The sequence below is a fragment of the Rhodococcus sp. WAY2 genome (genome assembly GCF_009859915.1).
GTDB lineage: Bacteria > Actinomycetota > Actinomycetes > Mycobacteriales > Mycobacteriaceae > Rhodococcus_F > Rhodococcus_F oxybenzonivorans.
Genome location: NZ_CP046572.1, coordinates 3,885,206 through 3,910,088, shown reverse-complemented (window position 1 = coordinate 3,910,088; position 24,883 = coordinate 3,885,206). Strand labels below are relative to the sequence as shown.

The window sequence follows — 24,883 nt, the reverse complement described above, 5'->3', positions numbered from 1 at the left end:
CTGCGCCCGCCGATATCGCTACGCTGACACGGTCGGTGCAGTAGACCTTGGGAGGAAGCGGTGGTAGCCGTACAGATACAGGTGGGTGATCTGGTGCAGGCATCCGGTCACGCAGGACCGTGGCTGGTGGTGGAAATCAGTAAGGGTCTCGCGTCACTGCAGCATCCCGACGGCCACCGCCTGTCGGTCAGAACGACGGCGCTGTCGGTGGTGCACAAGGCAACCAGCCCGGCCGGCGAGGTGAAGGCCGGTGACGGTGAACGGACCGCAGCTCCCGCCGACGGCGAATCGGCGGGAGACGCACCCACACTCTTCGACTAGGCGCCGCCGGAACCCGGCGGCGCCTGATCGACCGAGGTCGGGCCACGTATCACCGGACTAGACGTTGGCGGTGCGCACGATCCGCCGACGCATCGCTTCCAACCCCACGACGATCGCGGCCGCGACCACGACGTGCATCAGTGAGAGTGAGATGGTGCTGGCGGCGTCGAAATCGGCCTGGATGGTCAGGATGATCGTCGCGAGCGCGAGAACGACCCCGATCACCTCTGCGGGACGGATGATAGCCGGCAATTTCACGGAGATGAGCGCGGCGAGTGTCATTCCGATGAGAAGGGGAACGACCGTCATGACGACGACGCCGCCGGGTGCTGCACTGGTGGTCTTCCCCGCATCCGTCATCTCGAACGACGCACCTGCGGGAAGTGCGAGCAACCACAGCACCAGGTTGGGGACGAGTGCGATCACGGCGGTCCAGAGCACGGCGGCGGGACGGCTCAGTTCGAGGGTGAGCGGATTGAACTTCGTGGCGGCGCTCGTTGCGGTGGCCGTGGTTTCAGTGCTCGACATGTTCGTTCTCCTTCGGTGAGATGCTGACTGACCTTGCTGACATGATCTTGCAACCTCAACCTTTGTCGAGGTCAAGGCGTGGGCGCCATGGTTCTTCCGTCGAATCTGAAAGGTAGACCCGAGCGCAGCAGAAAACTCATCGGCGGCGGCGCGCGCACCCTGCCGCTGGGGGATGATGGCGGACATGAATGCCGGTTCCTCGTCCTCCGCGCAGCCCCCTCGGCGCCGCAACCCTCTGGTAGCGCTCGCCCGTTGGCTCGGGACACAGGAGTGGGTCATGCGGCTGGCGCCGGTCATCATCTGGCTCGAATCGCATCTGCGCTCGTGGACGGGTAACCGGGTGAGCCTCATGGGCATCGCCGGATTGGAGTCGGTGCAGGTCACGGTTCCGGGACGCAAGAGCGGCACCCCTCGGACCACCGCGCTTCTGTGCATCCCGAACGGCGACGGGTACATCGTCACCGGTTCGAACTGGGGACGGCCCGAGCATCCGATGTGGTCGGCGAATCTGCGGGACGCCCAGGAAGCCCGCGTAAGGGCGGGGTCGCACGAGCGCCGGATGAGCGTCCGGATGGTGACGGGCGAGGAACGCGAGCAGCTGTGGACGTTCGTCACCGAGTACTGGCCGGGTTACCTCATGGAACACGCGCGGTCGGGCGGACGCGAGTTCCGGATTTTCCTCCTCCAACCACTCTGACCCCAACCCTCCCGGTAGTTTCGCTGACTACGGCGCGCGATATTGACATTGACGTCAACATCAATCGATACTGTGATCGTGACCACAAGCCAGGCGCAGGAGCGGGCTCGCACTGCGCGGAAGAACAACGACGGACCGCGGCGGCGGGAGCTCATCCGCGCGGCGGGCGCGTGCTTCGCTGAACTCGGCTACGACCGCACCACCGTCGAGGTGATTACCAGTCGCGCCGATGTCTCCCGGGCGACGTTCTACGCGTACTTCTCGTCGAGGGACGAAATGTTCCATGCGGTGGCCGACGAGGTGTGTGAGGAGTTCCTCGAGTCTCAGCACGTGGAAGGCCCCGCCAGCGAGGATCTGCGTGAAGTCCTGCGCACCACAACCAAGGCCTTCGTCGAGGCGGTGTACGCCAACGGGCGTGTCCTCGAGCTGATCGAGCACCGCGCGCGTCTCGATCCGGAGGTCGGCCGAACATGGTCTGCCGTCCAGACGCGGCTGATTCGTCGGTACACCCGCTTCATCGAGCGGATCAACGAGAGCTGCGACGTAGTCCCGTGCGCGTCACCGGCCCGGATCGCGCAGACACTGGCCGACGCCCAACTTGCCGGTGCCGCCCGGCTCGTCGACGCCACGCCCCGGGAGCGGCGTCGCTACACCTCCGACGTGACCGCCATCTCCGAAAGACTCATCGGCTTCATCTGAGCCGGGAAACATCCGCACAGAATCGGGAGTTCGGTATGCCACCTCCACCTTCGAGTGCCCATCCGGTGCTGGAAGCCGCCCTCGCCGACCTTCGCGCAATCCAGGATGCCGCCTGGCCACCGCAGGTACCGAAAACCGTCGATTATCCGATCGAGGATCGAACGGTCGTCGGCTACCTACGCCATTGGGCGACACGGCGTCCGGACACCGTCGCAATCGATTTCTACGGACGCCGAATCACGTATGCGGAGTTCGACGACCTGTCCGATCGATTCGCTGGATGGCTGCTCGAACAAGGGGCCACGGCCGGTGACCGCGTCGGCGTGCACCTCGCGAACTGCCCGCAGTTTCACATCGCAATGCTCGGCATACTCAAAATCGGTGGAGTTCATGTGCCGATCAACCCACTCTTCCGCGAACACGAACTGATCTACGAACTCAACGACGCCGGGGTCGAGATTCTGCTGACCCAAGACACTTTCGCGCCCATGGTCGAGTCGGTCCGGCGCGACACTCCCTTGCGCCACGTTGCGGTAACATCGCTGTCCGACCTGCTGCCGCCCGGCCCGAGCGTTGCTCCCCCATTTCCTGTCGCCGACCCCGCGACCACCGATTGGGCCGAGATTATGGACTCGCCCCGCGCGGAACCGGTTGCGACCGACCCCGACGCCCTCGCGGTGTTGAACTACACCGGGGGCACCACCGGAATGCCCAAGGGCTGTGAGCACACTCAGTGGCACATGGTCTACACCGCGGCTACCGCGACCGTGGCAGGCGGACGACGAGTCGGTGAGACACCACCGGTCGTTCTAGGTTTCCTTCCCATCTTCTGGATTGCGGGAGAAGATTTCGGAATTCTGTACCCGCTGCTCAACGGCGGCACTGTCGTCCTCCTCACCCGTTGGGATCCCGAGGCCGCGGTGACGCTGATCGAACGATGCCGAGTGACCTCGATGGTCGGGACGGTCGACAATTATGTGGAATTGATGGATCTTTCCGGATTCGCCGACCGCGATCTATCGACACTCGACAACGCCATGGCGGTGTCGTTCGTGTTGAAACTCGATCCGGCGATTCGTGCCCGGTGGCGCGACGCCACCGGACAGGTGTTGCGAGAAGCCAGTTACGGGATGACCGAAACCCACACCGCCGACACCATCACTCTCGGCTTCCACACCGGCGACTTCGACCTTCTCAGTGAACCGGTGTTCTGCGGGCTCCCCGTACCCGGCACGGACATACTCGTCGTCGATGAGGCAGGCGTACCGGTTCCGATGGGCGAATCTGGTGAGATCATCGTGCGCAGCCCATCGCTGCTGACCGGTTACTACGGGAAGCCCGAGGCCACGGCTGAGGCACTGCGCGGCGGATGGTTGTGGACCGGTGACATCGGCAAACTCGACGACAGGGGTGCTCTGCACTATCTGGCCCGCAACAAGGAAATGATCAAGACCAACGGTATGAGCGTGTTTCCCTCGGAGGTAGAGGCACTTCTCCTGCTGCACCCCGCCATTCAGTGCGCTGCCGTGGTGCCCAAACCCGACTCGGCGAGAGGTCAGGTTCCTTTCGCTTTCGTCCAACTACTGCCTGATCACAACGTGTCGAGTGACGAACTGCGAGAGTGGGCAGCCCAGAACATGGCCGGCTACAAGGTGCCCACCGTCGAAGTCCTCGACACTCTGCCCATGACGGCGACAGGAAAGGTCCGTAAGGCCGACCTGTTCACCCTTGCCGAGGAGTACAAGTGACACTGCTGGTCGCCAACCGTGGCGAGATCGCGCTGCGCATCATCCGCTCCGCCGCCGAGATGTCGGTCGAGACGGTGGCCGTCTACGCAGAGGACGATGCGGACTGTCCTCACGTGCGGGCCGCGACCGAGGCGGCGGCGCTGAGCGGTTCGGGCCCGGCCGCCTACCTCGACCACGCGGCACTTCTCGCAGTTGCGGAGAAATTCGGTGCCACCGTGATTCATCCGGGGTACGGGTTTCTGAGCGAGAACGCAGAATTCGCCCGCAAGTGCGCACAGGTCGGCGTGAACTTCGTGGGCCCGAGCCCAGACCTGCTCGACGTCTTCGGGAACAAGTCGGCGGCCCGGGATGCAGCCGTCGCAGCGAAGGTGCCGGTGTTGCCGGCAACCAACGGCGCCACCGATCTCGACGGCGTCCGCGCCTTCTTCGCGAGCCGGCCACAGGGCATCATGATCAAGGCACTTGCCGGTGGCGGTGGCCGCGGAATACGCGCTGTGCACAGCGCCGACCACGTCGACGACGCCTACCGGCTCTGTGCGTCCGAAGCCCAGCTCGGCTTCGGCAATCCCGCCGTATTCGCGGAAGCACTGCTGACGGGCGCGCGGCACATCGAGGTTCAGGTGGTGGCGGCGCCGTCGTCCGAGGGCGTGCGCGCGCTGGCACTCGGCGATCGTGACTGCAGCGTCCAGCGTCGACATCAGAAGTTGATAGAGATCGCGCCGGCACAGGGCCTCGACCCGACGTTGCGCACCGAGCTACACGAGGCGGCCGCCCGCTTGTGCGCCAGTGTGGGGTACCGCGGACTTGCCACCGTCGAGTTCCTCGTCTCTGCCGACGGGTTCTACTTCCTGGAAGTGAACCCGCGAATCCAGGTGGAACACACCGTGACCGAAGAAGTGACCGGTGTCGACCTGGTGGCGACACAACTCGCGATCGGCGCCGGCACCGACTTCGAGTCGTTGCTCCTCCCCCACGGAATTACCGCCACCGGGCTCGACACTTCCGGTGAGCCTGCCGTATCCCGGGGTATCGCCGTGCAGGCGAGGGTCAACATGGAGACGATGCGTTCCGACGGGCAGGCCGTTCCCGCCGCCGGCACCCTCACTGTGTTCTCCCCGCCGACTGGACCCGGTGTTCGGGTCGACACCTATGGGCGGCCGGGACTCTCCCCGAGTCCGCGTTACGACTCCCTCCTCGCCAAGGTGATCGTCCTCTCCCGCGGACCCGCGTTCTCTGCTGCCGTTCGGAAAGCGGAGGCGGCGCTCGCCGAGTTCGAGATCGAAGGCGTCCCCACCAACATCGCGTTCCTGCGTGCCGTCCTCACCGATCCGGATTTCGGCAGCGGGGTCGTAGGCACCGATTATCTCGGCGAGCGAATGAGCAGACTGGTCGAGGACGCGCAGGCCCAGCAGCCGCACCTTCCGTCCGCCGCCGTCGAATTGCGGGCCGGCGAAGAAGTGTTGCGGGCGGAGATGGCCGGAACCATCGTCGAAGTGGTCGACGAAGACCGCAACGTCGACTCGGGGGCCGCGTTGGTGGTGCTCGAGGCGATGAAGATGCAACACGCGATCGCCAGTCCCGCGGCCGCGGTGGTGGAACGACTGCTGGTCTGTTCGGGACAAACGGTGGCTACCGGGGATCCACTCGTCGTCATCCGCCGCACCGGTGCCGATTCAGCCGAGATGGCAGACATTGCCGTCGACCTGGACCCTGCACGTGAGGATCTGGCCGAGATCCGGCACCGGCACGAGGTAACCCTCGACGCCGCCCGTCCCGCCGCCATGGCCAAGCGGGCGAAGCTCGGTCGCCGCAGCGCCCGGGCGAACATCGAGGACCTCGTCGACCCCGGCAGTTTCGTCGAATACGGTCCCCTCGTCCTCGCGGCGCAGCGCAGCCGTCGCTCCGAACAGGACCTGATCGACAACACTCCGGCAGACGGCCTGGTCGCGGGACTCGCGACCATCAACGGTGACGTGTTCAGCGCGGCAGCGTCGGAGGCGGTGGTGCTGTCGTACGACTACACCGTCCTCGCCGGAACGCAGGGGATGCGCAACCATGCGAAGACCGACCGGGTGATCGGATTAGCTGCCCGCAAACAGATTCCGTTGGTTCTGTTCGCCGAGGGCGGCGGTGGCCGGCCAGGCGATACCGACGCCGGTACCGCGGCCGGGCTCGACCTCGACACGTTCCGGTCGCTCGCGGCCCTGAACGGGAAGGTGCCGCTGATCTCGATAGTGTCGGGCCGGTGCTTCGCGGGCAATGCCGCGCTGGCCGGGGTCTGCGACGTCCTCATCGCCACCCCCGACGCAAATATCGGCATGGGTGGACCCGCCATGGTGGAGGGCGGCGGGCTGGGTGTGTACCGGCCGGAGGACATCGGACCCGTCGAGGTGCAACGACGCAACGGGGTGATCGACCTCCTTGCCCGGGACGAGGCTCACGCGGTGGAGCTGGCCAAACGGTATCTGTCGTATTTCCAGGGCCCCCTTGCACAGTGGTCCGCCCCGGACGAACGGATTGCCCGGCACGTCGTTCCCGAGAACCGGTTGCGCGCCTATGACGTTCGCACTGCCGTCGACGCGATCGCGGACGTCGACTCGGTACTCGAACTGCGACCCGACTACGGGGTCGGCATCGTGACGGCACTGATGCGGGTCGAAGGACACCCCTACGGAGTGGTCGCCAACAGTAGTCATCACCTGGGCGGCGCCATCGACGCCGTCGCGGCCGACAAGATGGCCGACTTCCTGCGACTGTGCGAGTCGTTCGGTCTTCCGGTGGTTTCTCTCTGCGACACACCGGGATTCATGGTGGGACCGGATTCGGAGAAGGAGGCAACCGTACGCCGGTTCGGCGCACTGTTCATCGCGGGCGCGCGGATGACCGTGCCTTACGGCACGATCATCCTGCGCAAGGGCTACGGCCTCGGAGCGATGGCCATGGCGGGCGGATCGTTCCACGCCTCACAGTTCACGGTCGCCTGGCCGACCGGCGAAATCGGCGCTATGGGATTGGAAGGTGCCGTCCGACTCGGATTCCGGAAGGAACTCGACGCGATCGACGATCCGGCCCAGCGCGACGCGGCGTTCGCTCAGCTGGTCGAGGCGGCGTACCAGCAGGGCAAGGCACTGAACGCGGCCACGATCTTCGAACTCGACGATGTGATCGACCCCGCCCAGTCCCGTGCCTGGATCGTGCGCCTCCGCCGCCCGTGAGTACTTGTTAACCGCCCAGGGGCTGTTGCGAAATGTGTGACCGCGCTGGCGGGTGAGGGGGTGCCGCGGTGGGGGATCCCGCACCTTTGCGGCTCTCGGTCAGGTGGTGGCCGGGAGGGTGGTTCCGCCGGTGAGGTGGGTGAGGATCTTGCCGAGATTGTGGACGGCGGCGTGGAACGCCCATTCGCTGCGGGCCCGGTCGAGGCCGCGGCTGGTGAACCGGCGGAAGCCGAGGTTGTGTTTGGCGTGTCCGAACACGGTTTCGGCGATCGGTGAGCGCTTGCGGTAGGTGGCGATGCCGTCCTCGGTGCGTAGCCGATCGGCCATCGCCCGGATTGGATCCGGGTGCGGGTGCGGTGGTGCGGATCCAGCAATCGGATCGTCGGCCGCGGCGGCCTCGAGGTCCCGGCTCTTGCCGGTCGCGATCAACCGGTCCGGGCCGGGCGAGGTCAGGTTGCTCCGCGAGCAGTACCCGGCGTCGAAGAGCATCACCCCGATCAACTCCTCCGGTGTCGGGTCGGCGGGGTCCGGGCCGGTAGGGGGCGGGTCGGTGGGAAGTGTTCGGCCGCGACGGGTGGCGTCGATCAGTTGCGCGGCCTTGCCGACCTTGTCGACCAGGTCAGGGAAGTAGTCATAGTCCGCGGGGCTGGTCCCGACCCCGGTGGCCAGGATCACCCCGTCCTCGCTGGTGAACGCCTGACAGTTGTATCCCTGTAGCCACCCGCCGCCGCGCAGCGGCTGCAACCGCGAGTCCGGGTCGGTGATGTTGCGGCGCCGCTGCCCGGCGGCGGCGATGCGCTCGCGGTGTTTACACAGGGCGGTTTCGAGTTCGGTGCGCCGCCGCCGCACCAGATGATGCTCGTCGACCGGTTTCGGCACGAACCGGCCCCGACCGGCGGCGGGAGCATCCCGGAACCGGTCGAGCACACCCTGCTGCGCGGCGACCGCCTGCGCCAGCCGCCGCTCGGCGGCGGCGACCTCGGCCCCCACCGGCACCCGCCCCATCACCGTCTGACCCGCATCGAGCCTGCTCAGATAATCGTGGGCCTTACGGTCCCGGTCGGCATCCTGGTCCTGCTTTTCCGTCTCGAGCTGGGCCAACGCCTCCGCGATCCGCGCTGAGCGGGTCGCCGGATCGGCCAACTCCGCCGGCACCTGCCCCGGTCCCGGACCGTCGTTGCCGTAGAGGTCGTCCTCGGCGTCGTCGCACGCCGCGTGCGCGGCCGCCGCCGCCGCGGCGATCCGCGCGGCCTCCGCCTCGGCCGCTCGGCGGAGCCCGTCCTCGGTGCGGTTGGCGTCCTTCGAGGCGTTCGAGGCGATCTTCACCCCGTCCAACGCGATCGTTTCGAGTCGGCCCAGTCCCATCCGCGCGGCCAGGATCAGGACCTGCGTGAACAACTCCTCGCAGGCGGTGTGGTTGTCCTTGCGGAACCGCGAGATCGTCGCGTGATCGGGGGCGTCTCCGGCGCAGATCACCCGGTAGGACACCACCTCCGAGCAGGCCCGCTCGATCTGCCGGGACGAGCACACTCCCCGCGACCACGCCCAGATCAGCAAGGTCACCAGCATGTCCGGGTCGTAGCCGGCCCGCCCCGCACCGCCGGTGCGGCGGCCGTGATGGAACGCCCGGGTATCGAGATGGGTGCCGACGATCTCGATCACCGTCCACACCGGATGGGTGGCCGGTAACCACTCCCGCATGTCCGGCGGCAACAGGAACTGCTGATCACGATCTACCGGTCGATATCCCTTGGCCACCAACACATTATCCAGGAAACCGCAGGTCACAGCATGTAGACACGCGGGCACCCCGACCCTCAATTTCGCAACAGCCCCCCCAATGTTAATAAGTACTCACGGGGCGACGCCCACGACGGCACGGCCCGAGTACGACCCGGCGCGCACCTGGTCGATCACCGACACCACCTCGGCGATCGGGACGTCGTGGGTGATTACGTCGAGGTGCGTCGGCGCCAGATCGGTGGCGAGACGTTTCCACAGGCGACGGCGCTGCGCGATCGGGTACTGCACCGAATCGATACCGAGCAGGCTGACCCCGCGGAGGATGAACGGCAGCACCGTGGTGTCGAGGCCGGAGCCGCCGGTGAGTCCGCTGGCCGCCACCGAGCCGCCGTACTCGATGGTGCTGAGCACGTGTGCGAGGGTGGCACCGCCGACGCAATCGACCGCGGCCGCCCACTGCGCCTTGCCGAGCGGACGAGGCTTGGTGTCGGGTTCGGGTAGCCGTCCGATCACCTTGCTCGCACCCAGGCCGGTCAGCAGCTCGGCCTTCTCGGGTTTCCCGCTCGATGCCACCACCTCGAAGCCGGCAGCGGCGAGAAGATCGACGGCAACCGTGCCCACACCGCCGCTCGCGCCAGTGACCAGCACCGGACCGTCGCCCGGTTCGAGTCCGCGGGACAGCAACGCCTCGACGCTCATCGCGGCCGTGAAACCGGCAGTTCCGATCGCTGCCGCGGTCCGGGTCGACATGCCGTCCAGACGCACCACCCAGTCGGCCGGGACCCGGGCGAACTGCGCGTACCCGCCGTGGCGGGCGGTCCCGATGTCGTACCCGTGCGCGACTACCTTGTCGCCGACCGCGAACTCCGACGACTCCGACTCGACGACGGTGCCGGCGAGGTCGATGCCGGGCACGATCGGGTATGCGCGTACCACTCCGCCTTTCGGGGTGAGCGCAAGAGCATCCTTGAAGTTCACGCTGGAGTACTCGACCTGAATGGTGACCTCACCCGGCGGGAGAAATGACTCGTCGACCGTGTCGGGGGCGAGTTCGATCGTGCCCTCGTTCTCGCGAGCGATCCAGGCGGTGAAGTCCTTCATCAGTTGATCTCCTGACCTCGAGAATGGTGACGGTTCACTCACGGTACAGAAGCGACAGCGATCGGTCGGCGCCGAACAGCGCCTCGCGGTCGAACGTCGATGTGGACGCGAGAAGCTCATCCGCGCCGGTGCGGGCGAACAGGGAGTCGAGCTGCTCCCGCACCTCGTCCGCCGTTCCGTGGATCGACGACTCGATCGACGCGTCGATCTGCTCACGCATCCGCTGTGTCCACGGCCGATCGCGCAGGACCGAGACCGATTCGAGCGCCGGAAACTCGCCCGTCCGGCCCGACGACGCCAGCGCCCACGCCTCCGGCAGCAGGAGTTCGCGCGCCGCATCGGTGCTGTCCGCGATCATCACTTCGAGCGAGATCACCACGTAGGGCTCTCGGTTCCCCGGTGAGGGTACGAATTCGTCGCGGTAGCGATCGAGCTCTTGAATCCTGCCCTCGGTAGCGCCCAGTATCGGTCCGCCTACCACTACGGGCAGTCCGGCGCGCGCGGCGAAGTCGAGCCCCCGCCGGGTGGCGAGCACGAACATCGGGGGTGCCGCCTCCACCCGGGGTCGTGCGGTGACCGGCGCCGCCCCCTCCAGATACCGCCGCAGCTCGTCGAGGTCGTCCGCGAACGTATCGGGTGCAGTGCGGTCGCGGCGCAGAGCGTCACGGACAGGTCTGGTGAATCCCAGTGACCGCCCCACTCCCAGATCGATCCGCCGCGGGTACAGGGCTTCGAGCATCAGGAATTGTTCCGCCACCACGAGCGGCTGATGATTGGGCAGCATCACGCCACCCGATCCCAGCCGAATGCGGTCGGTGCGGGCTCCGATTGCGGCGAGGAGTACCGGCGGGGACCCACTCGCGATCCCCGGGACCCCGTGATGCTCCGCCACCCAGAACCGGTGGAATCCGAGCTGCTCGGCGTGGACCGCCCTGTCGATCGTCCCCGTCAGCGCAGCGGCATCGGGCACGCCGGCACGCGTGCGGGATCGGTCCAGGATCGACAGCTTCACCCTCGACGCAACCGTCGCTCCGACCCAACTATTTCCCGTAGCTACACCGCGGACACTTGCGAAGACCGGCTGTCGCGCATGTTTCGGGACGTGAGGACGCCGACGAGCAGCACGACTCCCGCAGCCGCGATGAACCAGCCGGTGCGGTGCAGTCCGTCGTCACCGATGATGTGTCCGGCGGTGGCCTGGAGCACCACGGCCGACAGATTCGCACCGATGTATTGGACGGTGCGGTACATCCCGATCGCCGTGCCCACCTCTTCGACCGACGTCACCGAGCTGATCAGATTCTGGTTGCCGATGTTGTTGAAGCCATTCGGTATTCCGAGTACGGCGGCGACGAGCAGCAGCACCACGATCGGTGCGGTGCTTCTCTCGACCGAGGCGAGGAGCAGGCCACCCAGCAGCAGCGCACAGGTGCCGACGGCGAGTGTCCGCCGGGCGCCGTGCCGCCGGTAGATTCTCGACGCGAGCATCGTCGAGCCGATGCCGACCACTGCGACGGGCAGCATTGTCAGGCCCGCCTCGGTGGCACTCATGCCGCGTGAATATTGCAGCCACTGTGGCACCCCGAAGAAAACACAGTAGAACGCTGTATAGGTCAGCAGAGTGCGCGCAAGGGTCGCGCCGAGTGCGCGGTTACGGGTGAGCGCCCGGACGTCGATGAACGGTTCCGTCGCCCGCCTTTCCCACTGGACGAATGCGGCGAGAGCGAGCGCCCACACCGGCAGCAGCCACCATCGCGGTTGCGACGTCGACGACAGCAGGAACAGCATCGTCGAAGACACCAGTACCAGGAACAACAGCACCCCGGCGAGGTCGAGTGAGTGCAGCAACTGCCGGTGACCGACCGACGAACCGCCGACGAATCCGACGTCGGCGAACCGCACAACGGCCAGGGCACTGAAGGCGATGATCGGGAGATTGATCCACATGATCGCCTGCCACCCGAAGGCCCCGACGAGCAGACCACCCAGCGTCGGTCCCAGGGCGACGACCGCCTGACTACAGATGGCGAGTGTCGTGATCGCGGTACGCGGCTGCGCGTTGTACTTCTCCGCGTAACCCCGGATCATCGTCATGGCATTGGGATACTGTGTAGCAGTTCCAATTCCGACCAGTATTCGTGAGAAGATCAGCCAGCCGACCGACGGCGCCAGCAACCCCGCGATCGACCCCAACGCCACCAGCGCCAGACCGCCCAGATACACCCGCCGAGCGCCGAGCAGCGAACCGAGCTTGCCCGCCATCGGGGCAGTCACAGCGGTCGCGATGTAGAGGGCGGAGATCACCCAGGCAATTCCGGATGAGGGGCCGAACTGTGCGGCGATACCGACGATCGCGATGGCGATCATCGACGAGTTCAGGGGCTGGAGAATACTGCCGGTTGCGACCGAGCCGCTGACCCGGAACGGTACCGGGCGGGCGTCCTGTGTCGGAGTGGTGTCGGTGACCGTCACGGAGTCATCAGTGACTCCTCACGCGAACCCGACCCGGCAGAGTCGGGAAGACGGCCCCGATCCGTAACGTCGGCAAGACGCCCCCGATCCGGAACGTCGGCGAGCCGCCTCAGCAGGCGGCCGGCGATGAAGAGTAAGTCACGTTCGGCGTCCGTGCAGGTGTCGGCCAACGCCCCCGACAACCATTCACTGCGTTGGGCCCGGTCGGCGGCCAGCATCCGATGCCCGGACTCGGTGATGGCGATGAGACTGGCGCGCGCGTCCTGTGGGTCCACCGTCCGCGAAACCATGCCCGCATCTTCGAGCATGGTGACCGTGCGGGCGATGGACTGGGGCGTCACCTGCTCGAGGTGGGCGAGCGTCTTGGCGCTCATCGGTCCTTCTCGGTCGAGGTGGGCGAGCGCCTGGAGTTGCGTGGGCGTAAGCAGGTGGCCTGCCCTTTTGGTGCGAATGCGCCTCGTGAACAGCACTATGTCTTCGCGGAGCTGATCTACTCGCTCGTCCATTGCTGCCTCCCTACCCTCGTTGTCATTAGCCAGTCTAGCTGTCTAATGAACTTCCGACCAGGTGAGCTTTGTCTCGATCAATCGAAGGGATATGGGACAGTTAGACAGCAAACCTGGATAATTCAGGCTGTTACCGGCATGCGCCCGGTCCACCGCTTCAGGGCCACTCGCCACCCGTCGAACGCCCTGTCGCCCGCCCACGCGATGTACCCGTCGGGCCGCACGAGCAACGCGGGTCCGTCGCCGAGCCGGGTCACGGCGTGAACCCCGGAAGGCACAACCACGTCCCGCTCGGTTATCAGGACGAAACCGCCGGAGCGCAGTACCTCGTGCAACCTGCCGGCGACAGTCGGAATGTCCTCGGCCCGCCTGCCCACCAGTACGCTGTCGCCGGTTCGGTGCCCGTACCGGATCCCGATACCCGAAAACGTCTTGGCGACAGCACCACCGGTCGGCGGAAATCGCAGAAGAGTCGCGACCACCACGTTCCGGAGCTTCCGCAGCACCCACGGCCGTAGCGTCATCATTCGCATCGTGGTGCCGCTGGTCCGGAGAACCATCCTTCCTACCGGATGCCGTTCGGCGTGGTAGGTGTCGAGCACGGAGAAGTCCGCCCCGCCGAGCACCGCCGCGAGCTTCCATCCGAGGTTGGCGGCGTCCTGGATGCCGGTGTTCATCCCCTGCCCACCGGCAGGCGAGTGCACGTGCGCGGCGTCGCCGGCAAGGAACACCCGCCCCGTCCGGTACTGCGGGACCTGCCGTTCGTCGCTGTGGAACCGTGACTGCCATCGCACCGCGCCGAGGCCGTAGTCCGTACCCATGGCGCTCTCGATGACGTCGCGCAATTCGGCCCGTTCCACCGGAGCACTGTCGTCTACCTGATGCCGCCGGTTCCAGGCGATCACGCGGAAGAGGTTGTCGCCGTATGGTGCGAGGAAGGCGAATCCGTCGCGCACCGCGTTGACGGTCACGATGCTGTCGGGCGGATTCCGGAGTTCGACGTCGGCGAGCATGATCGAACGGAGCACCGCTTTTCCGGGAAACGGCTGACCGATCATGTGGCGCACCGCACTGTGTGCGCCGTCGGCCCCCACCGCGTACGCCGCGCGAAACGCGTGTTCCTCTCCCGACGTGTCCCGCCCGCGCACTGTGACACCGTCGCCGTCCTGCTGCACCCCGGTCACGGTGATGCCGCGGATGATCTCGGCGCCCTGTTCACGAGCGTGCCGCTCGAGGAGGGAATCGACATTTCGCTGCGGGGTGATCAGCACGAACGGGAATCGTGACGAAAGGCCGGCGAGATTCAATTCCGCACCTCGCCACAGCTTCAACCCCGGAGACGGCGCGCCCGAGGCGACCAGCTCATCGGCGAGTCCACGTGCGTCCAGCAACTCCAGGGTGCGGGCATGAACACCGAACGCCCGACTGAGCGGTGAGGGTGCGTCCCGCTTGTCCAGAACGATGACCGATCTACCTGCGGCAGCCAATTCCCCGGCAAGCATGCAGCCGGTGGGTCCTGCGCCGATCACCACGACGTCGGTGTTTTTCATGACGGTCCTCCGATCAAGGCTCCGAGTCAACGCCTGTTGACTTCTACGGTAGGCGCCTTCGATCGCCAAGTCAACAAGTGTTGACTACACTTGCGGAATGCCCGAACGACGTACCCGCTCCGCTGTCGCCACCCGCGCCGCGATCCTCGATGCCGCCCGCGCCCGGTTCGGCGCCGAAGGCTACGACCGCACGACGATGCGGGCTGTCGCATCGGATGTCGGCGTCGATCCCGCCCTCGTGATTCGCTATTTCACCAACAAGGAATCGCTGTTCGCGGAGGCGGCCGAGTTCGAACTCCACCTTCCCGACCTCCACGACGTTCCGGTCGACTCGCTCGCCACCGTGCTGATGCCGCGATTCTTCGCCGTGTGGGAGAACGACGGCGCCTTTCTCCCACTGCTACGGGCGGCGTCCACCAGCGCTCGGGCCGCCGAGGCGATGCTCCAAGTGTTCGCCCGGCAGGTGGCCCCGGCACTCGCGGCGGTCGCGGTGGATCGGGCGGCGGAACGCGCGGCCCTGGTGGGATCGCAGATCCTCGGACTTGCGTTCGCGCGCTACATTCTTCGCGTACCGCCGCTGGCCGAGATGACGCACGAGCAGTTGGCGCGGTGGGTCGGGCCAGTCCTCGAGCACTACTTGACCGCCCCGCATCTGCGAGACTGAGGACGAATGAGGGTCCCGCGGACGCAGCGACAGGCGGGCAACGCAACCGACGAGGAGGCGCTCGTGAGGTCACCGTCCGCGGAATGTGTCCAGCAGCTGAAAGCGATTGTGCCCGATCGGGTACATCTCCCGGATTCGCCCTCCTACCGAAATGCGCTCGGAAAAGTCTTCTTTCCCGACGCCGCGAGACGGCATCCAGCCTGTGTGGTGCAGCCGGTTTCCGCTGCGGAGGTCGCGACGGTCATGGCCATCGCGCACCGAACGGGTGGTGCGATCACCGTGCGGGGCGGCGGCCTCAGTTCCAACTGCGTGGCCGACGGGGCCGTCATGCTCGACCTCTCCGCACACCTTCATACCGCCCGCCTCGGCGGTGATCGCGTCGTGGTCGCGGGCGGCGCCACCATGGGAACGATGCTCGACGCCCTCGCGCCCGCCCACCGCGTGGTGCCGGTCGGCATCGTCCGGCACGCCGGCTTCGGGCTCGCCACTCGCGGTGGCTTCGGCTATCTCACCCGCAGCCTGGGCCTGACGCTCGATCATCTCGTCGAGGTCGAACTCGTTCTCCCCTGCGGTGAAATTCTTCACCTGTCCGAGGCCAGTACCGGCGACGAGGCCGATCTGTGGTGGGCGGTGCGGGGATGTGCGCCCTGCTTCGGCGTCGTCACCTCAGCGGTGTTGCGCACCCACCGGGCCGGCCCAATGTGGGTCGACCGGATGATGCTCGGACTCGACGCCCTCGCCACCTATTTCCGTGTGGCACGGGAGCTTCCGCGCGACACGACCATGGGTGCCGTCCTCGGTTACAGCGACGAGTCACCCGACGAGCCGGTCTTGTTCGTCTACACCGCCTGCGCGAGCCGGGACGAGACCACCATCGCCCGCGCCCGCACCTCGGCGTCCGGCGTGGCCGCGGCGTCGAAGAACGTGCTCTACCGCTCCGAGATGTCCGGTCGATACCTCGATGGTTTACCCGAGTTCACCCCGCCCGGTCGCGGCGGAGAGGAACCCGAACCGATCCGTCTGCCGGTACCGGGCGAGCCGCGCGGATCATTCTTCGGCAAAGCGGTTTTCACCGGTCCGACCCTCGATTCCGACATCGCCGAGGCGCTGGCCGCTCAGATCCACGGTGCTCCGACCCGTCAGTGCCGTATCGACTTCCAACACAGCGGCGGGGCCCTCGCCGACGTGGACGACACCGACACCGCGTTCTGGGGCCGTACCGGCGAATGGAACGTCCCCCTCAACGCGATCTGGTCCGACCCCTACGACGGCGCCGCCTGCATGGCGTGGGCGGGGGGTGCGCTCGACGCCCTCGCACCGCACACGATCGGCGTCTACAGCGTGGAAGTGCGGCCGGGTTTCCCCGAGACCGGCGTCGAGATCAGCGCGGCATACGGAGGAAACCTCCGGCGGCTCCGTACGTTACGACAAACCCACGACCCGCGTGGAGTGCTGGCGCACTATCCGCTCTGAGCTTTGAAACTGCTGCGAGGCTCTGGAAGTGCTACGAGCGGGGTGCACCTGCCGGATGCATCAACCGCAGTCATCGACGGCGGCCATCCCGCGGCACAGGATTGACAGACGGACTCGGCATCAGCCGCCCTATTCCCGATCCCTGGCGTCGGTGAGCGCACGGGTGATGCTCAGGGCGGTGGTATGCACAGCGGGACCGACGCGCCGGATATCGACCTTGCCGATCCATCCGGACGCGGAAACGGCGGCCACCGGCGGTCCGTCGTCAATGCGGATGATGCTCGCGACACAGGCCACGCCCGGTGCCGACTCCTCGTGCTCGTAGGCGATGCCGCTCGAGGCTATGCGGCGCAACTGCCGCACAAGCGGGCCGGGCGCGGTGATGGTGCGTGGACCCACCCGGACCAGACCGGCCGCGAGCACCTCGGCGAGCACCTGCGGCGGTGATCCCGAAAGCAGCGCCTTGCCCACCCCCGTGGCGTGCGCGGGTAGACGGCTACCCACGCCGGACGGCAGCCACGGTGCGTCCCGTCCCGGCAGTATCTCGACGTAGACCACCTCGGTGCCGTCGAGGATCGCCAGATGCACGGTCTGCCGCGTCGCCTCCCGCAGATCAGCGAGGAACGGCAGCGCCACCTCGCGGACCGACCGGCGACGTGAGGCCCGTTCGCCCAGCTCGAACAGCCGCAGACCGAGCCCCACCTTGGCACCCCGACGTTCGAGGAACCCGACGCCCTCCATCTCCTTCACCAGCCGCGACACCGTCGCCTTCGGTATCCCGGTCCGCCGGGTCAGTTCGTTCACACCCAGCGCGGTGTCAGTGGGGCCGAATGCGGCGAACAGATCCGACATCCGCCGGACCACCGACGTCGGCTCGCCACCGGGCGACGAAGTGTTCCGTTCTTCGGGACTCATTCGTTGAGTATCACCATCCGGCCCGGCACAGTACAAGCCACACGCGCCGTCCGCATCCCCACGAGCGAAAGCAATCGGAGGACACTGATGTCAGCTAGTACGCCCACCACTCAACGAAGTTCGCCGATCCTGGACGCAGCCGCCCGCCTTGCGGCCGCAACCGCCCGACCGTGCGCACCCGTGCGGGACCTACTCGGGGTCACCGATATCGACGCCGCCTACGCGGTCCAGCAGCGGTTGACCGACGACCGGGTAGCCGCCGGCGGCACCGTCACCGGCCGGAAGATCGGCCTCACCTCCCCGGCCGTGCAACAACAACTCGGGGTGAATCAACCCGATTTCGGTGTGCTGTTCGCCGACATGGACGTCACCGGCCTACCCGAGGTACCGAGTAGCCGGTTGCTGCAACCGAAAGCCGAGGCCGAGGTCGCCTTCGAACTCGGCGCCGACCTCGTCGACGGCGACCTCGACATCACCCAGGTCCGGGCCACCGTCGCCCGCGCCGCAGCAGCGTTGGAGATCGTCGACTCCCGCATCGCCGACTGGGACATCACCATCACCGACACCGTCGCCGACAACGGCTCCTCCGGACTCTACGTCCTCGGCGAGAAATGGCTCACACTCGACGAATTCGAGCCCCGCGAGGTGTCCATGCGCCTGTTCTCCGGGGAGGAACTGGTGTCCGAGGGCACCGGCGCCGCCTGCCTCGGGGACCCCCTCGAAGCCCTCGCCTGGCTCGCCCGCACCGCCCGCGACTACGGCCAGCCCCTGCGCGCCGGACAGGTCATCCTCTCCGGGGCCCTCGGCCCCATGGTCCCCACCCCGCCGGGTACCACCATCCGCGCCGAACTGACCAGCCTCGGCACCGTGACCGCCACATTCTCGAAGGACCACTCATGACCGACACCCCCAAGATCAAGGTCGCGATCATCGGATCCGGCAATATCGGCACCGACCTGATGATCAAGGTGATCCGCAACTCCGACACCCTCGAAATGGGCGCCATGGTCGGCATCGACCCGGCTTCCGACGGACTCGCCCGCGCCACCCGACTGAAGGTGCCCACCACCGCCGACGGCGTCGACGGCCTGATCGCCCTCGACAACTTCGCCGACATCGCCATCGTTTTCGACGCCACCTCCGCCAAGGCCCATCAGGCCAACGCCGCCGCCCTCGCCCCCTACGGGAAGAAGCTCGTCGACCTCACCCCCGCCGCGATCGGCCCGTTCGTCGTTCCCCCGGTCAACCTGGAAGAGCACCTCGACTCCGGCGTCGACAACGTCAACATGGTCACCTGCGGCGGACAGGCCACCATCCCCATGGTCGCCGCCATCTCCGCGGTCACCCGCGTCGCCTACGCCGAGATCGTCGCGTCAATAGCCTCCAAATCCGCCGGCCCCGGCACCCGCGCGAACATCGACGAATTCACCGAAACCACCTCCCACGCCATCGAACAGGTCGGAGGCGCCGCCCGCGGCAAGGCCGTCATCATCCTCAACCCCGCCGAACCGCCCCTGCTGATGCGCGACACCGTCTTCGCCCTGATCGGCGACGCCGATCACGACGCGATCCGCGCGTCTGTCGCGGAGATGGCCGCCCGGGTCGCCGAGTACGTCCCCGGCTACCGGCTCAAGCAGGACGTCCAGTTCACCCCGATCCCCGACGGCGAACCCGTGCATACCCTGCTGCGCGACGGCGGCGGTCCGGTCACCACCAAGGTGTCGATCTTCCTCGAGGTCGAGGGCGCCGCCCACTACCTGCCCGCCTACGCCGGCAACCTCGACATCATGACCTCCGCGGCCCTGCGCACCGCCGAGTCCATCGCCCGACGCATTCAGAACACCATTCCCGCGGAGGCCCACTCGTGACCACCCCCCAGCTCTACATCCAGGACGTCACACTCCGCGACGGCATGCACGCCGTCCGGCACCGCATCACCCCCGACGACGTCGGCCGCATCGTCGCCGCCCTCGACGCCGCCGGTGTCGACGCGATCGAGGTCGCCCACGGCGACGGTCTCGCCGGCGGCTCCCTCAACTACGGGCCCGGCTCGAACACCGACTGGGAATGGATCGAGGCCGCCGCCGACAACCTGACCCACGCCACCCTGACCACGCTGCTGCTGCCCGGCATCGGCACCATCGCCGAACTCGAACACGCCTACCAGCTCGGGGTGCGCTCCATCCGCATCGCCACGCACTGCACCGAGGCAGATGTGTCTGCCCAGCACATCGCCAAGGCCCGCGAGCTCGGCATGGATGTCTCCGGATTCTTGATGATGAGTCACATGAACTCCGCCGACGACCTCGCCAAGCAGGCGAAGCTGATGGAATCATATGGAGCGCAGTGCGTTTACGTCACCGACTCCGGAGGCAGGCTAACCATGGACGGTGTCCGTGAACGGGTCCGCGCCTACCGGAACATCCTCGACCCCGGCACCCAGATCGGTATCCACGCCCACGAGAACCTCTCGCTGTCCGTGGCCAACAGCGTCGTCGCCGTCGAAGAAGGCGCCACCCGCGTCGACGCATCCCTCGCCGGGCACGGCGCAGGCGCCGGAAACTGTCCACTCGAGGCATTCATCGCCGTGGCCAACCTCCAGAAGTGGAGTCACAACTGCGACCTGTTCGCCCTCCAAGACGCCGCCGACGACCTGGTTCGCCCCCTCCAGGACCGGCCCGTGCGCGTGGACCGAGAAACCCTCACCCTCGGCTACGCCGGCGTCTACTCGTCCTTCCTCCGCCACGCCGAAACCGCCGCGAAGCAGTACGGCGTCGATGTGCGCACCATCCTCCTCGAAGTCGGCAAACGCGGACTCGTCGGCGGACAGGAAGACATGATCACCGACATCGCCCTCGACATGACGGCCCAATAGGGCGGGTTCGTCATAACCGAAATCCGGCGTCGAGCCAGCCCACGCTCTAGTCGCCGATCCGCTCCCCCGTTTCCGGGTGGAACAGGTGCACCGCTCCGTCGCGTTTGCGCAGGGACACCGTGTCGGCCAGCCGCGCGGGGGTGCGGGTCAGTGAACGGGCGGTCAGGTGCGTACCGTCGCCGGCGATGTGGGTGTGAACGTACGATTCACTCCCCAGTTCCTCGACCAGGTCGACGATCACCTCGATGCCGCCCTCTCCGGTCGAGAGTTCCAACTGCTCGGGACGGACACCGACCGTGACGGTGTCCAGCCCGGCGGAGTGCAGCGTCGAGAGCTGGTCGCGTTCGAGAGCAAGCGTCGAGTTTCCGAGGCGCACCCCGTCGCTGACGATGGGCATGGTCATGAGGTTCATGGCCGGTGACCCGATGAAGCCGGCGACGAAGGCGTTGTTCGGCCGGTCGTAGAGCTCGGTCGGCGCCGAGAACTGCTGCAGTTTCCCGTTCTTCAGGACGGCAACCCGGTCACCCATCGTCATGGCCTCGACCTGGTCGTGGGTGACGTAGACGGTGGTGGTGCCGAGCCTGCGCTGCAATGCCGCTATCTGGGTACGCGTCTGGACGCGCAATTTGGCGTCGAGGTTGGACAGTGGTTCGTCCATGCAGAACACCTGTGGTTCACGCACGATCGCGCGTCCCATCGCGACGCGCTGCCGCTGGCCGCCGGACAGCTTGCCCGGTTTACGATCGAGGTATTCGGTGAGGTCGAGAACCTTGGCCGCCTCGGCCACCTTCCGCTTGCGTTCCTCGAGTCCGACCCCGCGCATCTTTAGCGCGAATCCCATGTTCTCGCCCACCGTCTTGTTCGGGTAGAGAGCGTAGTTCTGGAACACCATCGCGATGTCGCGGTCCTTCGACGGCACACCTACCATGTCCTTGCCGTTGATGGTGATGGTGCCCTCGTCGATGTCCTCGAGGCCGGCGAGCATGCGCAGTGCCGTGCTCTTGCCGGAACCGGACGGTCCGACGAGGACGATGAACTCGCCGTCTTCGATCTCGAGGTCGAGCGAATCGACCGCCAGCGTGTCGGCGTTCTCGTAGATGCAGGATGCGCCCTTGTACGCGATGTCAGCCATGATTGCTCCTCTTGTGAGTACCGAAGTCGGGGGAAGTGATTGCCGGGGTGATCATTTGATCGCGCCGAAGGACAGGCCGCGCACCAGCTTGTTCTGCGCCACCCAGCCGGCCAGGATGACCGGGAGCGCCGCCAGCGTCGCCGCTGCCGACAGCCGGGCCCAGTACAGTCCCTCACCGGTGATGAATCCGACGAGGAACACCGGAATGGTCTGCGCCTGAACGGCGGTGAGGTTGACCGCGAAGAAGAACTCGTTCCACGAGAAGATCACACAGATCAACGCGGTGGCCGCGATGCCGGGAGACACGAGCGGAAGAATTACCTCACGCACCGACGTCCACAGGCTCGCACCGTCCATGCTCGCCGCCTCGAGCAGTTCGCCCGGGACCTCGAGGAAGAACGAGCGCATCATCCACACCGCGATGGGCAGGTTCATCGCCGTGTACAGGATGACCAGCGCCCAGATGTTGTCGAGCAGGCCGATGTCGTTGACGATCACGTACAGCGGGATGATTGCGGCCACGATCGGCAACATTTTCGTGCTGATGAAGAAGAACAGGGCGTCCTTCGTCTTACGTACCGGCCGCAGCGACAGCGCGAACGCCGCCGGCACACCCAGTACCAGCACGAGGATCGTCGACATGGCGGTCGCGAATGCCGAATTGAGCAGTGCGATACCAATTCCGCTCTCGAGCACTGCCGTGAACTGGTCCAGGGTGGGCGTGAAGAACAGCTTCGGCGGGGTCGTGTAGGCGTCACCCTCCTGCTTGAACGCGGTGAGCACCATCCAGGCCACCGGGAAGAAGAAGCCGAGGGCCACGATCCACGCCACCACGCTCCACGGGCTGAACTTGCGGTGCTTGCGCGCCCGCTTCGTCGCCGGGACGGCGGGAGTGGATTCCACCGGCGCCGCCGCAGTGTCGGTACTCATTACGCTGCCTCCTCGTTACCGGTAAAGCTCTTGAAGATCAGGCGCAACGCCAGAGTCGCGACGACGATGGTCGCGATCACGACGATGACGCCCATCGCGGCGGCCTGCCCGATGTCGAATCCGAGGAACGCGCGCTGATAGATGTAGAAAGGCAGGTTGGCACTGGCCGTGCCGGGCCCGCCCTGGGTCATCATGTAGATGGCGTCGAACGTGTTGATCAGGTAGATCGCACCCAGCACCGCACCCAGTTCGATGAACCGGCGCAGATGCGGGAGGGTCAGTTCGCGGAACATCGCGAACGGCTTGGCGCCGTCCACCCGCGCCGCCTCGAGAATGTCGCGCGGCATGGACTGCAGACCGGCCAGGATCAGCAGCATCATGAAGGGCGTCCACTGCCAGATCAGGTTCACCATGACCGCGGGGAGCGGGAATCTGCTGACCCAGTCGACCTGTCCCACCCCGAACGGGGAGAGGACGAAGTTGACGATGCCGAACACCGGGTCGAACATCGTGGTCTTCCACAGCAGCGCACCGGCAACAGGCGTCACCAGGAACGGGGTGATCAGGAGGGTACGGACGATGCCCCGGCCGAGGAAGGCGCGGTCGAGCAGCAGCGCGAGCAGCAGTCCGAGCACCACAGAGATCAGCACGGTTCCGACGATCAGAATGACGGTGTTGACCGCAACTTCACGGAACTGGCTGTCCTTGAACACGTCCACGTAATTCTGCAGTCCGACGAAGGCCTGGGACCCCGGACGGACCAGGTTCCAGGATTGCGTCGAGTAGTACAGCGTGAACAGGAACGGGATCTGGGTCACCACGATCATGAAGATCAGGGCGGGCAGCAACGGCCCTCGGCGACGCCATCCTTCGGCGCGGGAGACGCTGTCGTCCTTGGCCTCCCGCAGTTCTCGCACCCGGTCGGCGGTGGTGTCCGCGGCCGGTTTCTCCGCGATGGTGGTCACTGTTCCTCCCGATATGTCGCGCCGACGACCTCGGCGTACTGCTGTGCCTGGGCGAGCGCCTCGGGCACGGTCTGCTGGCCCGCGATGGCCGCGCTGATCTGCTGGCTGACGCGGGTTCCGAGATCCTGGAACTCCGGGATCGCCAGGAACTGCACCCCCGTGTACGGAACCGGTTGCACGGTGGGCGCCTCCGGTGTCGCGTTTTCGATCGCCTCGAGCGTCAGCGGACCGTAGGCCGCCGAGGCCTGCTTGTACTCGGGAATCTCATAGGTCGACAGCCGGCTGCCCGGGGGCACCCGCTCCCAGCCCAGATCTTCGCCGACCGTACGTATGTATTCCTTGTCGGTCATCCACGAGATGAACTTCCACGCCGCATCGGGGTTGTCGCTGCTCTCGGGTATTCCGAGTGACCAGCTGTACAGCCAGCCGGAGTTGTCTTTCACCTCGATCGGTGCGGGTGCGTACCCGATCTTGCCGACGACGGCGCTCGACGACGGATCCTCCAGGGTGGACACCGCGGACGTCGAGTCGTACCACATCGCCACCTGCCCCTGAGCCAGCTGTGTGGCGCACTCACCGAAACCGCTCGTCGCGGCACCGGGCTCGCCGTACTCGCGCACCAGGTCGACGTAGAACTGCACGGCGCGTTCCACCTCCGGACTGGTGAGCTGCGCATTCCAGTCCTCGTCGAACCAGCGGCCACCGAACGTGTTGATGACGGTGTCGAGCGGTGCGAGCAATTCACCCCAGCCCGGCTTGCCACGGAGGCAGATGCCGGCCATGTCCTCGGAGTCGAGTTGCCGTGCGGCTGCGGCGACCTCGGTCCACGTCGGCTTCTCCGACAGGGTGATGCCGGCCTGCTCGAACAGGTCCTTGCGGTACATCAGGAACGAGGACTCGCCGTAGAACGGCACCGAGTACATGTTCCCCTCGTAGGACAGCGACTCGCGCAGGGTGGGGATGAAGTCGGACTCGTCGTACCCCTCGGTCGCCTGGGCGTACTCCGACAGATTCTTCAACCAGCCGTACTTGGCCCATTGCGGAGTCTCGTAATTGCTGATCATCACGACGTCGAACTCGCCGCCACCGGTTGCCGTGGATGCGGTAATCTTTGCGCGCGCCTGATTCTCCGACAGCGTCACGAACTTCAGGTCGATGTCGGGGTTCTCCTCCTCGAACTGCGACGCGAGCTTCTGGGCATCTTGCATCTGCGAGTTGGAGACCATCGCAATGGTGATGGTCTGTTCCGACGCGCCCAGCGATCCGGCGCCCGCGCAACCACTGAGCGTGAGGCAGAGCGCTCCCGCGCCCGCCACCAGCATCGTGGCCGGTTTCCTGTGTTTCTTCAC

Annotated in this window: 22 protein-coding genes; 10 read left to right on the top strand and 12 right to left on the bottom strand. The window is 66.4% G+C overall.

Going from position 1 to position 24,883, the window contains the following annotated elements; translation table 11 throughout:
- Positions 1-60 precede the first annotated feature (60 nt).
- Positions 61-321 (top strand): hypothetical protein, encoded by a 261-nt coding sequence (locus GFS60_RS17940; RefSeq protein WP_159923238.1) that lies wholly within the window; start codon positions 61-63, stop codon positions 319-321.
- A gap of 57 nt (positions 322-378) precedes the next feature.
- Here GFS60_RS17940 and GFS60_RS17935 read toward each other — a convergent pair whose 3' ends face one another.
- Positions 379-849 (bottom strand): DUF6069 family protein, encoded by a 471-nt coding sequence (locus GFS60_RS17935; protein ID WP_109334055.1) that lies wholly within the window; start codon positions 847-849, stop codon positions 379-381.
- Between the two features lie 184 nt (positions 850-1,033).
- Here GFS60_RS17935 and GFS60_RS17930 point away from each other — a divergent pair, with 184 nt between their 5' ends.
- From GFS60_RS17930 to GFS60_RS17915, 4 genes are all read left to right on the top strand, one after another.
- Positions 1,034-1,546, top strand: a complete 513-nt coding sequence (locus tag GFS60_RS17930; RefSeq protein WP_159923236.1) for a nitroreductase family deazaflavin-dependent oxidoreductase — start codon at positions 1,034-1,036, stop codon at positions 1,544-1,546.
- A 72-nt stretch (positions 1,547-1,618) separates the two neighbouring features.
- Complete coding sequence (locus tag GFS60_RS17925) at positions 1,619-2,245, top strand: TetR/AcrR family transcriptional regulator (protein WP_159923234.1); 627 nt, start codon at positions 1,619-1,621, stop codon at positions 2,243-2,245.
- A 35-nt stretch (positions 2,246-2,280) separates the two neighbouring features.
- A complete protein-coding gene (locus GFS60_RS17920) occupies positions 2,281-3,993 on the top strand; it encodes an AMP-binding protein (protein WP_159923232.1) in 1,713 nt (570 codons plus the stop codon).
- The gene (locus GFS60_RS17915) at positions 3,990-7,208 is read left to right on the top strand and encodes an acetyl-CoA carboxylase family protein (protein WP_159923230.1); all 3,219 of its coding nucleotides are present in this window, start codon (positions 3,990-3,992) and stop codon (positions 7,206-7,208) included. The genes GFS60_RS17920 and GFS60_RS17915 overlap by 4 nt, the downstream gene beginning before the upstream one ends.
- 99 nt (positions 7,209-7,307) lie before the next feature.
- Here GFS60_RS17915 and GFS60_RS17910 read toward each other — a convergent pair whose 3' ends face one another.
- The 6 genes from GFS60_RS17910 to GFS60_RS17885 form a co-directional block, all read right to left on the bottom strand.
- Positions 7,308-8,972: a transposase gene (locus GFS60_RS17910; protein WP_201453397.1), complete on the bottom strand. Its 1,665-nt coding sequence runs from the start codon at positions 8,970-8,972 to the stop codon at positions 7,308-7,310.
- 90 nt (positions 8,973-9,062) lie between these two features.
- Positions 9,063-10,052, bottom strand: coding sequence for an MDR family oxidoreductase (locus tag GFS60_RS17905; RefSeq protein WP_159923228.1), 990 nt, complete (start codon positions 10,050-10,052; stop codon positions 9,063-9,065).
- A gap of 34 nt (positions 10,053-10,086) precedes the next feature.
- Entirely contained in the window at positions 10,087-11,064 is a 978-nt protein-coding gene (locus tag GFS60_RS17900; protein WP_159923226.1) for an LLM class flavin-dependent oxidoreductase, read from the bottom strand.
- Positions 11,065-11,105: 41 nt separating this feature from the next.
- The gene (locus GFS60_RS17895) at positions 11,106-12,524 is read right to left on the bottom strand and encodes an MFS transporter (protein WP_159923224.1); all 1,419 of its coding nucleotides are present in this window, start codon (positions 12,522-12,524) and stop codon (positions 11,106-11,108) included.
- Positions 12,521-13,030: a MarR family winged helix-turn-helix transcriptional regulator gene (locus tag GFS60_RS17890; RefSeq protein ID WP_159923222.1), complete on the bottom strand. Its 510-nt coding sequence runs from the start codon at positions 13,028-13,030 to the stop codon at positions 12,521-12,523. Before GFS60_RS17890 ends, GFS60_RS17895 begins: the two co-directional genes overlap by 4 nt.
- 122 nt (positions 13,031-13,152) lie before the next feature.
- Positions 13,153-14,580: an FAD-dependent oxidoreductase gene (locus tag GFS60_RS17885; RefSeq protein WP_159923220.1), complete on the bottom strand. Its 1,428-nt coding sequence runs from the start codon at positions 14,578-14,580 to the stop codon at positions 13,153-13,155.
- Between the two features lie 97 nt (positions 14,581-14,677).
- On the opposite strand from GFS60_RS17885, the gene GFS60_RS17880 reads away from it, so the two are divergent.
- Positions 14,678-15,244, top strand: a complete 567-nt coding sequence (locus GFS60_RS17880; RefSeq protein WP_159923218.1) for a TetR/AcrR family transcriptional regulator — start codon at positions 14,678-14,680, stop codon at positions 15,242-15,244.
- 63 nt (positions 15,245-15,307) lie between these two features.
- Entirely contained in the window at positions 15,308-16,717 is a 1,410-nt protein-coding gene (locus GFS60_RS17875; protein ID WP_159923217.1) for an FAD-binding oxidoreductase, read from the top strand.
- A 129-nt stretch (positions 16,718-16,846) separates the two neighbouring features.
- Here the strand turns inward: GFS60_RS17875 and GFS60_RS17870 are convergent, their stop codons facing one another.
- The gene (locus tag GFS60_RS17870; RefSeq protein ID WP_159923215.1) at positions 16,847-17,632 is read right to left on the bottom strand and encodes an IclR family transcriptional regulator; all 786 of its coding nucleotides are present in this window, start codon (positions 17,630-17,632) and stop codon (positions 16,847-16,849) included.
- Between the two features lie 87 nt (positions 17,633-17,719).
- On the opposite strand from GFS60_RS17870, the gene GFS60_RS17865 reads away from it, so the two are divergent.
- The 3 genes from GFS60_RS17865 to dmpG are packed head-to-tail and all read left to right on the top strand — an operon-like array spanning position 17,720 to position 20,507.
- Positions 17,720-18,532, top strand: a complete 813-nt coding sequence (locus tag GFS60_RS17865) for a 2-keto-4-pentenoate hydratase (RefSeq protein ID WP_159923213.1) — start codon at positions 17,720-17,722, stop codon at positions 18,530-18,532.
- Positions 18,529-19,500: an acetaldehyde dehydrogenase (acetylating) gene (locus GFS60_RS17860; RefSeq protein WP_159923211.1), complete on the top strand. Its 972-nt coding sequence runs from the start codon at positions 18,529-18,531 to the stop codon at positions 19,498-19,500. The genes GFS60_RS17865 and GFS60_RS17860 overlap by 4 nt, the downstream gene beginning before the upstream one ends.
- Positions 19,497-20,507 carry a 4-hydroxy-2-oxovalerate aldolase gene (dmpG, locus tag GFS60_RS17855; RefSeq protein WP_159923209.1) on the top strand — a complete coding sequence of 337 codons (1,011 nt, stop codon included), beginning with the start codon at positions 19,497-19,499 and terminating at the stop codon, positions 20,505-20,507. The genes GFS60_RS17860 and dmpG overlap by 4 nt, the downstream gene beginning before the upstream one ends.
- 46 nt (positions 20,508-20,553) lie before the next feature.
- On the opposite strand, the gene GFS60_RS17850 is transcribed toward dmpG, so the two are convergent.
- From GFS60_RS17850 to GFS60_RS17835, 4 genes are read right to left on the bottom strand one after another with little or no spacing between them, the layout of a single operon-like run.
- Positions 20,554-21,639, bottom strand: coding sequence for an ABC transporter ATP-binding protein (locus tag GFS60_RS17850; RefSeq protein ID WP_159923207.1), 1,086 nt, complete (start codon positions 21,637-21,639; stop codon positions 20,554-20,556).
- 51 nt (positions 21,640-21,690) lie between these two features.
- Complete coding sequence (locus GFS60_RS17845; protein WP_159923205.1) at positions 21,691-22,569, bottom strand: carbohydrate ABC transporter permease; 879 nt, start codon at positions 22,567-22,569, stop codon at positions 21,691-21,693.
- A complete protein-coding gene (locus GFS60_RS17840; RefSeq protein ID WP_159923203.1) occupies positions 22,569-23,534 on the bottom strand; it encodes a carbohydrate ABC transporter permease in 966 nt (321 codons plus the stop codon). The genes GFS60_RS17845 and GFS60_RS17840 overlap by 1 nt, the downstream gene beginning before the upstream one ends.
- On the bottom strand, positions 23,531-24,856 hold the full coding sequence (locus GFS60_RS17835) for an ABC transporter substrate-binding protein (protein ID WP_159927310.1): 1,326 nt from the start codon (positions 24,854-24,856) through the stop codon (positions 23,531-23,533). The genes GFS60_RS17840 and GFS60_RS17835 overlap by 4 nt, the downstream gene beginning before the upstream one ends.
- Between the last annotated feature and the right edge of the window lie 27 nt (positions 24,857-24,883).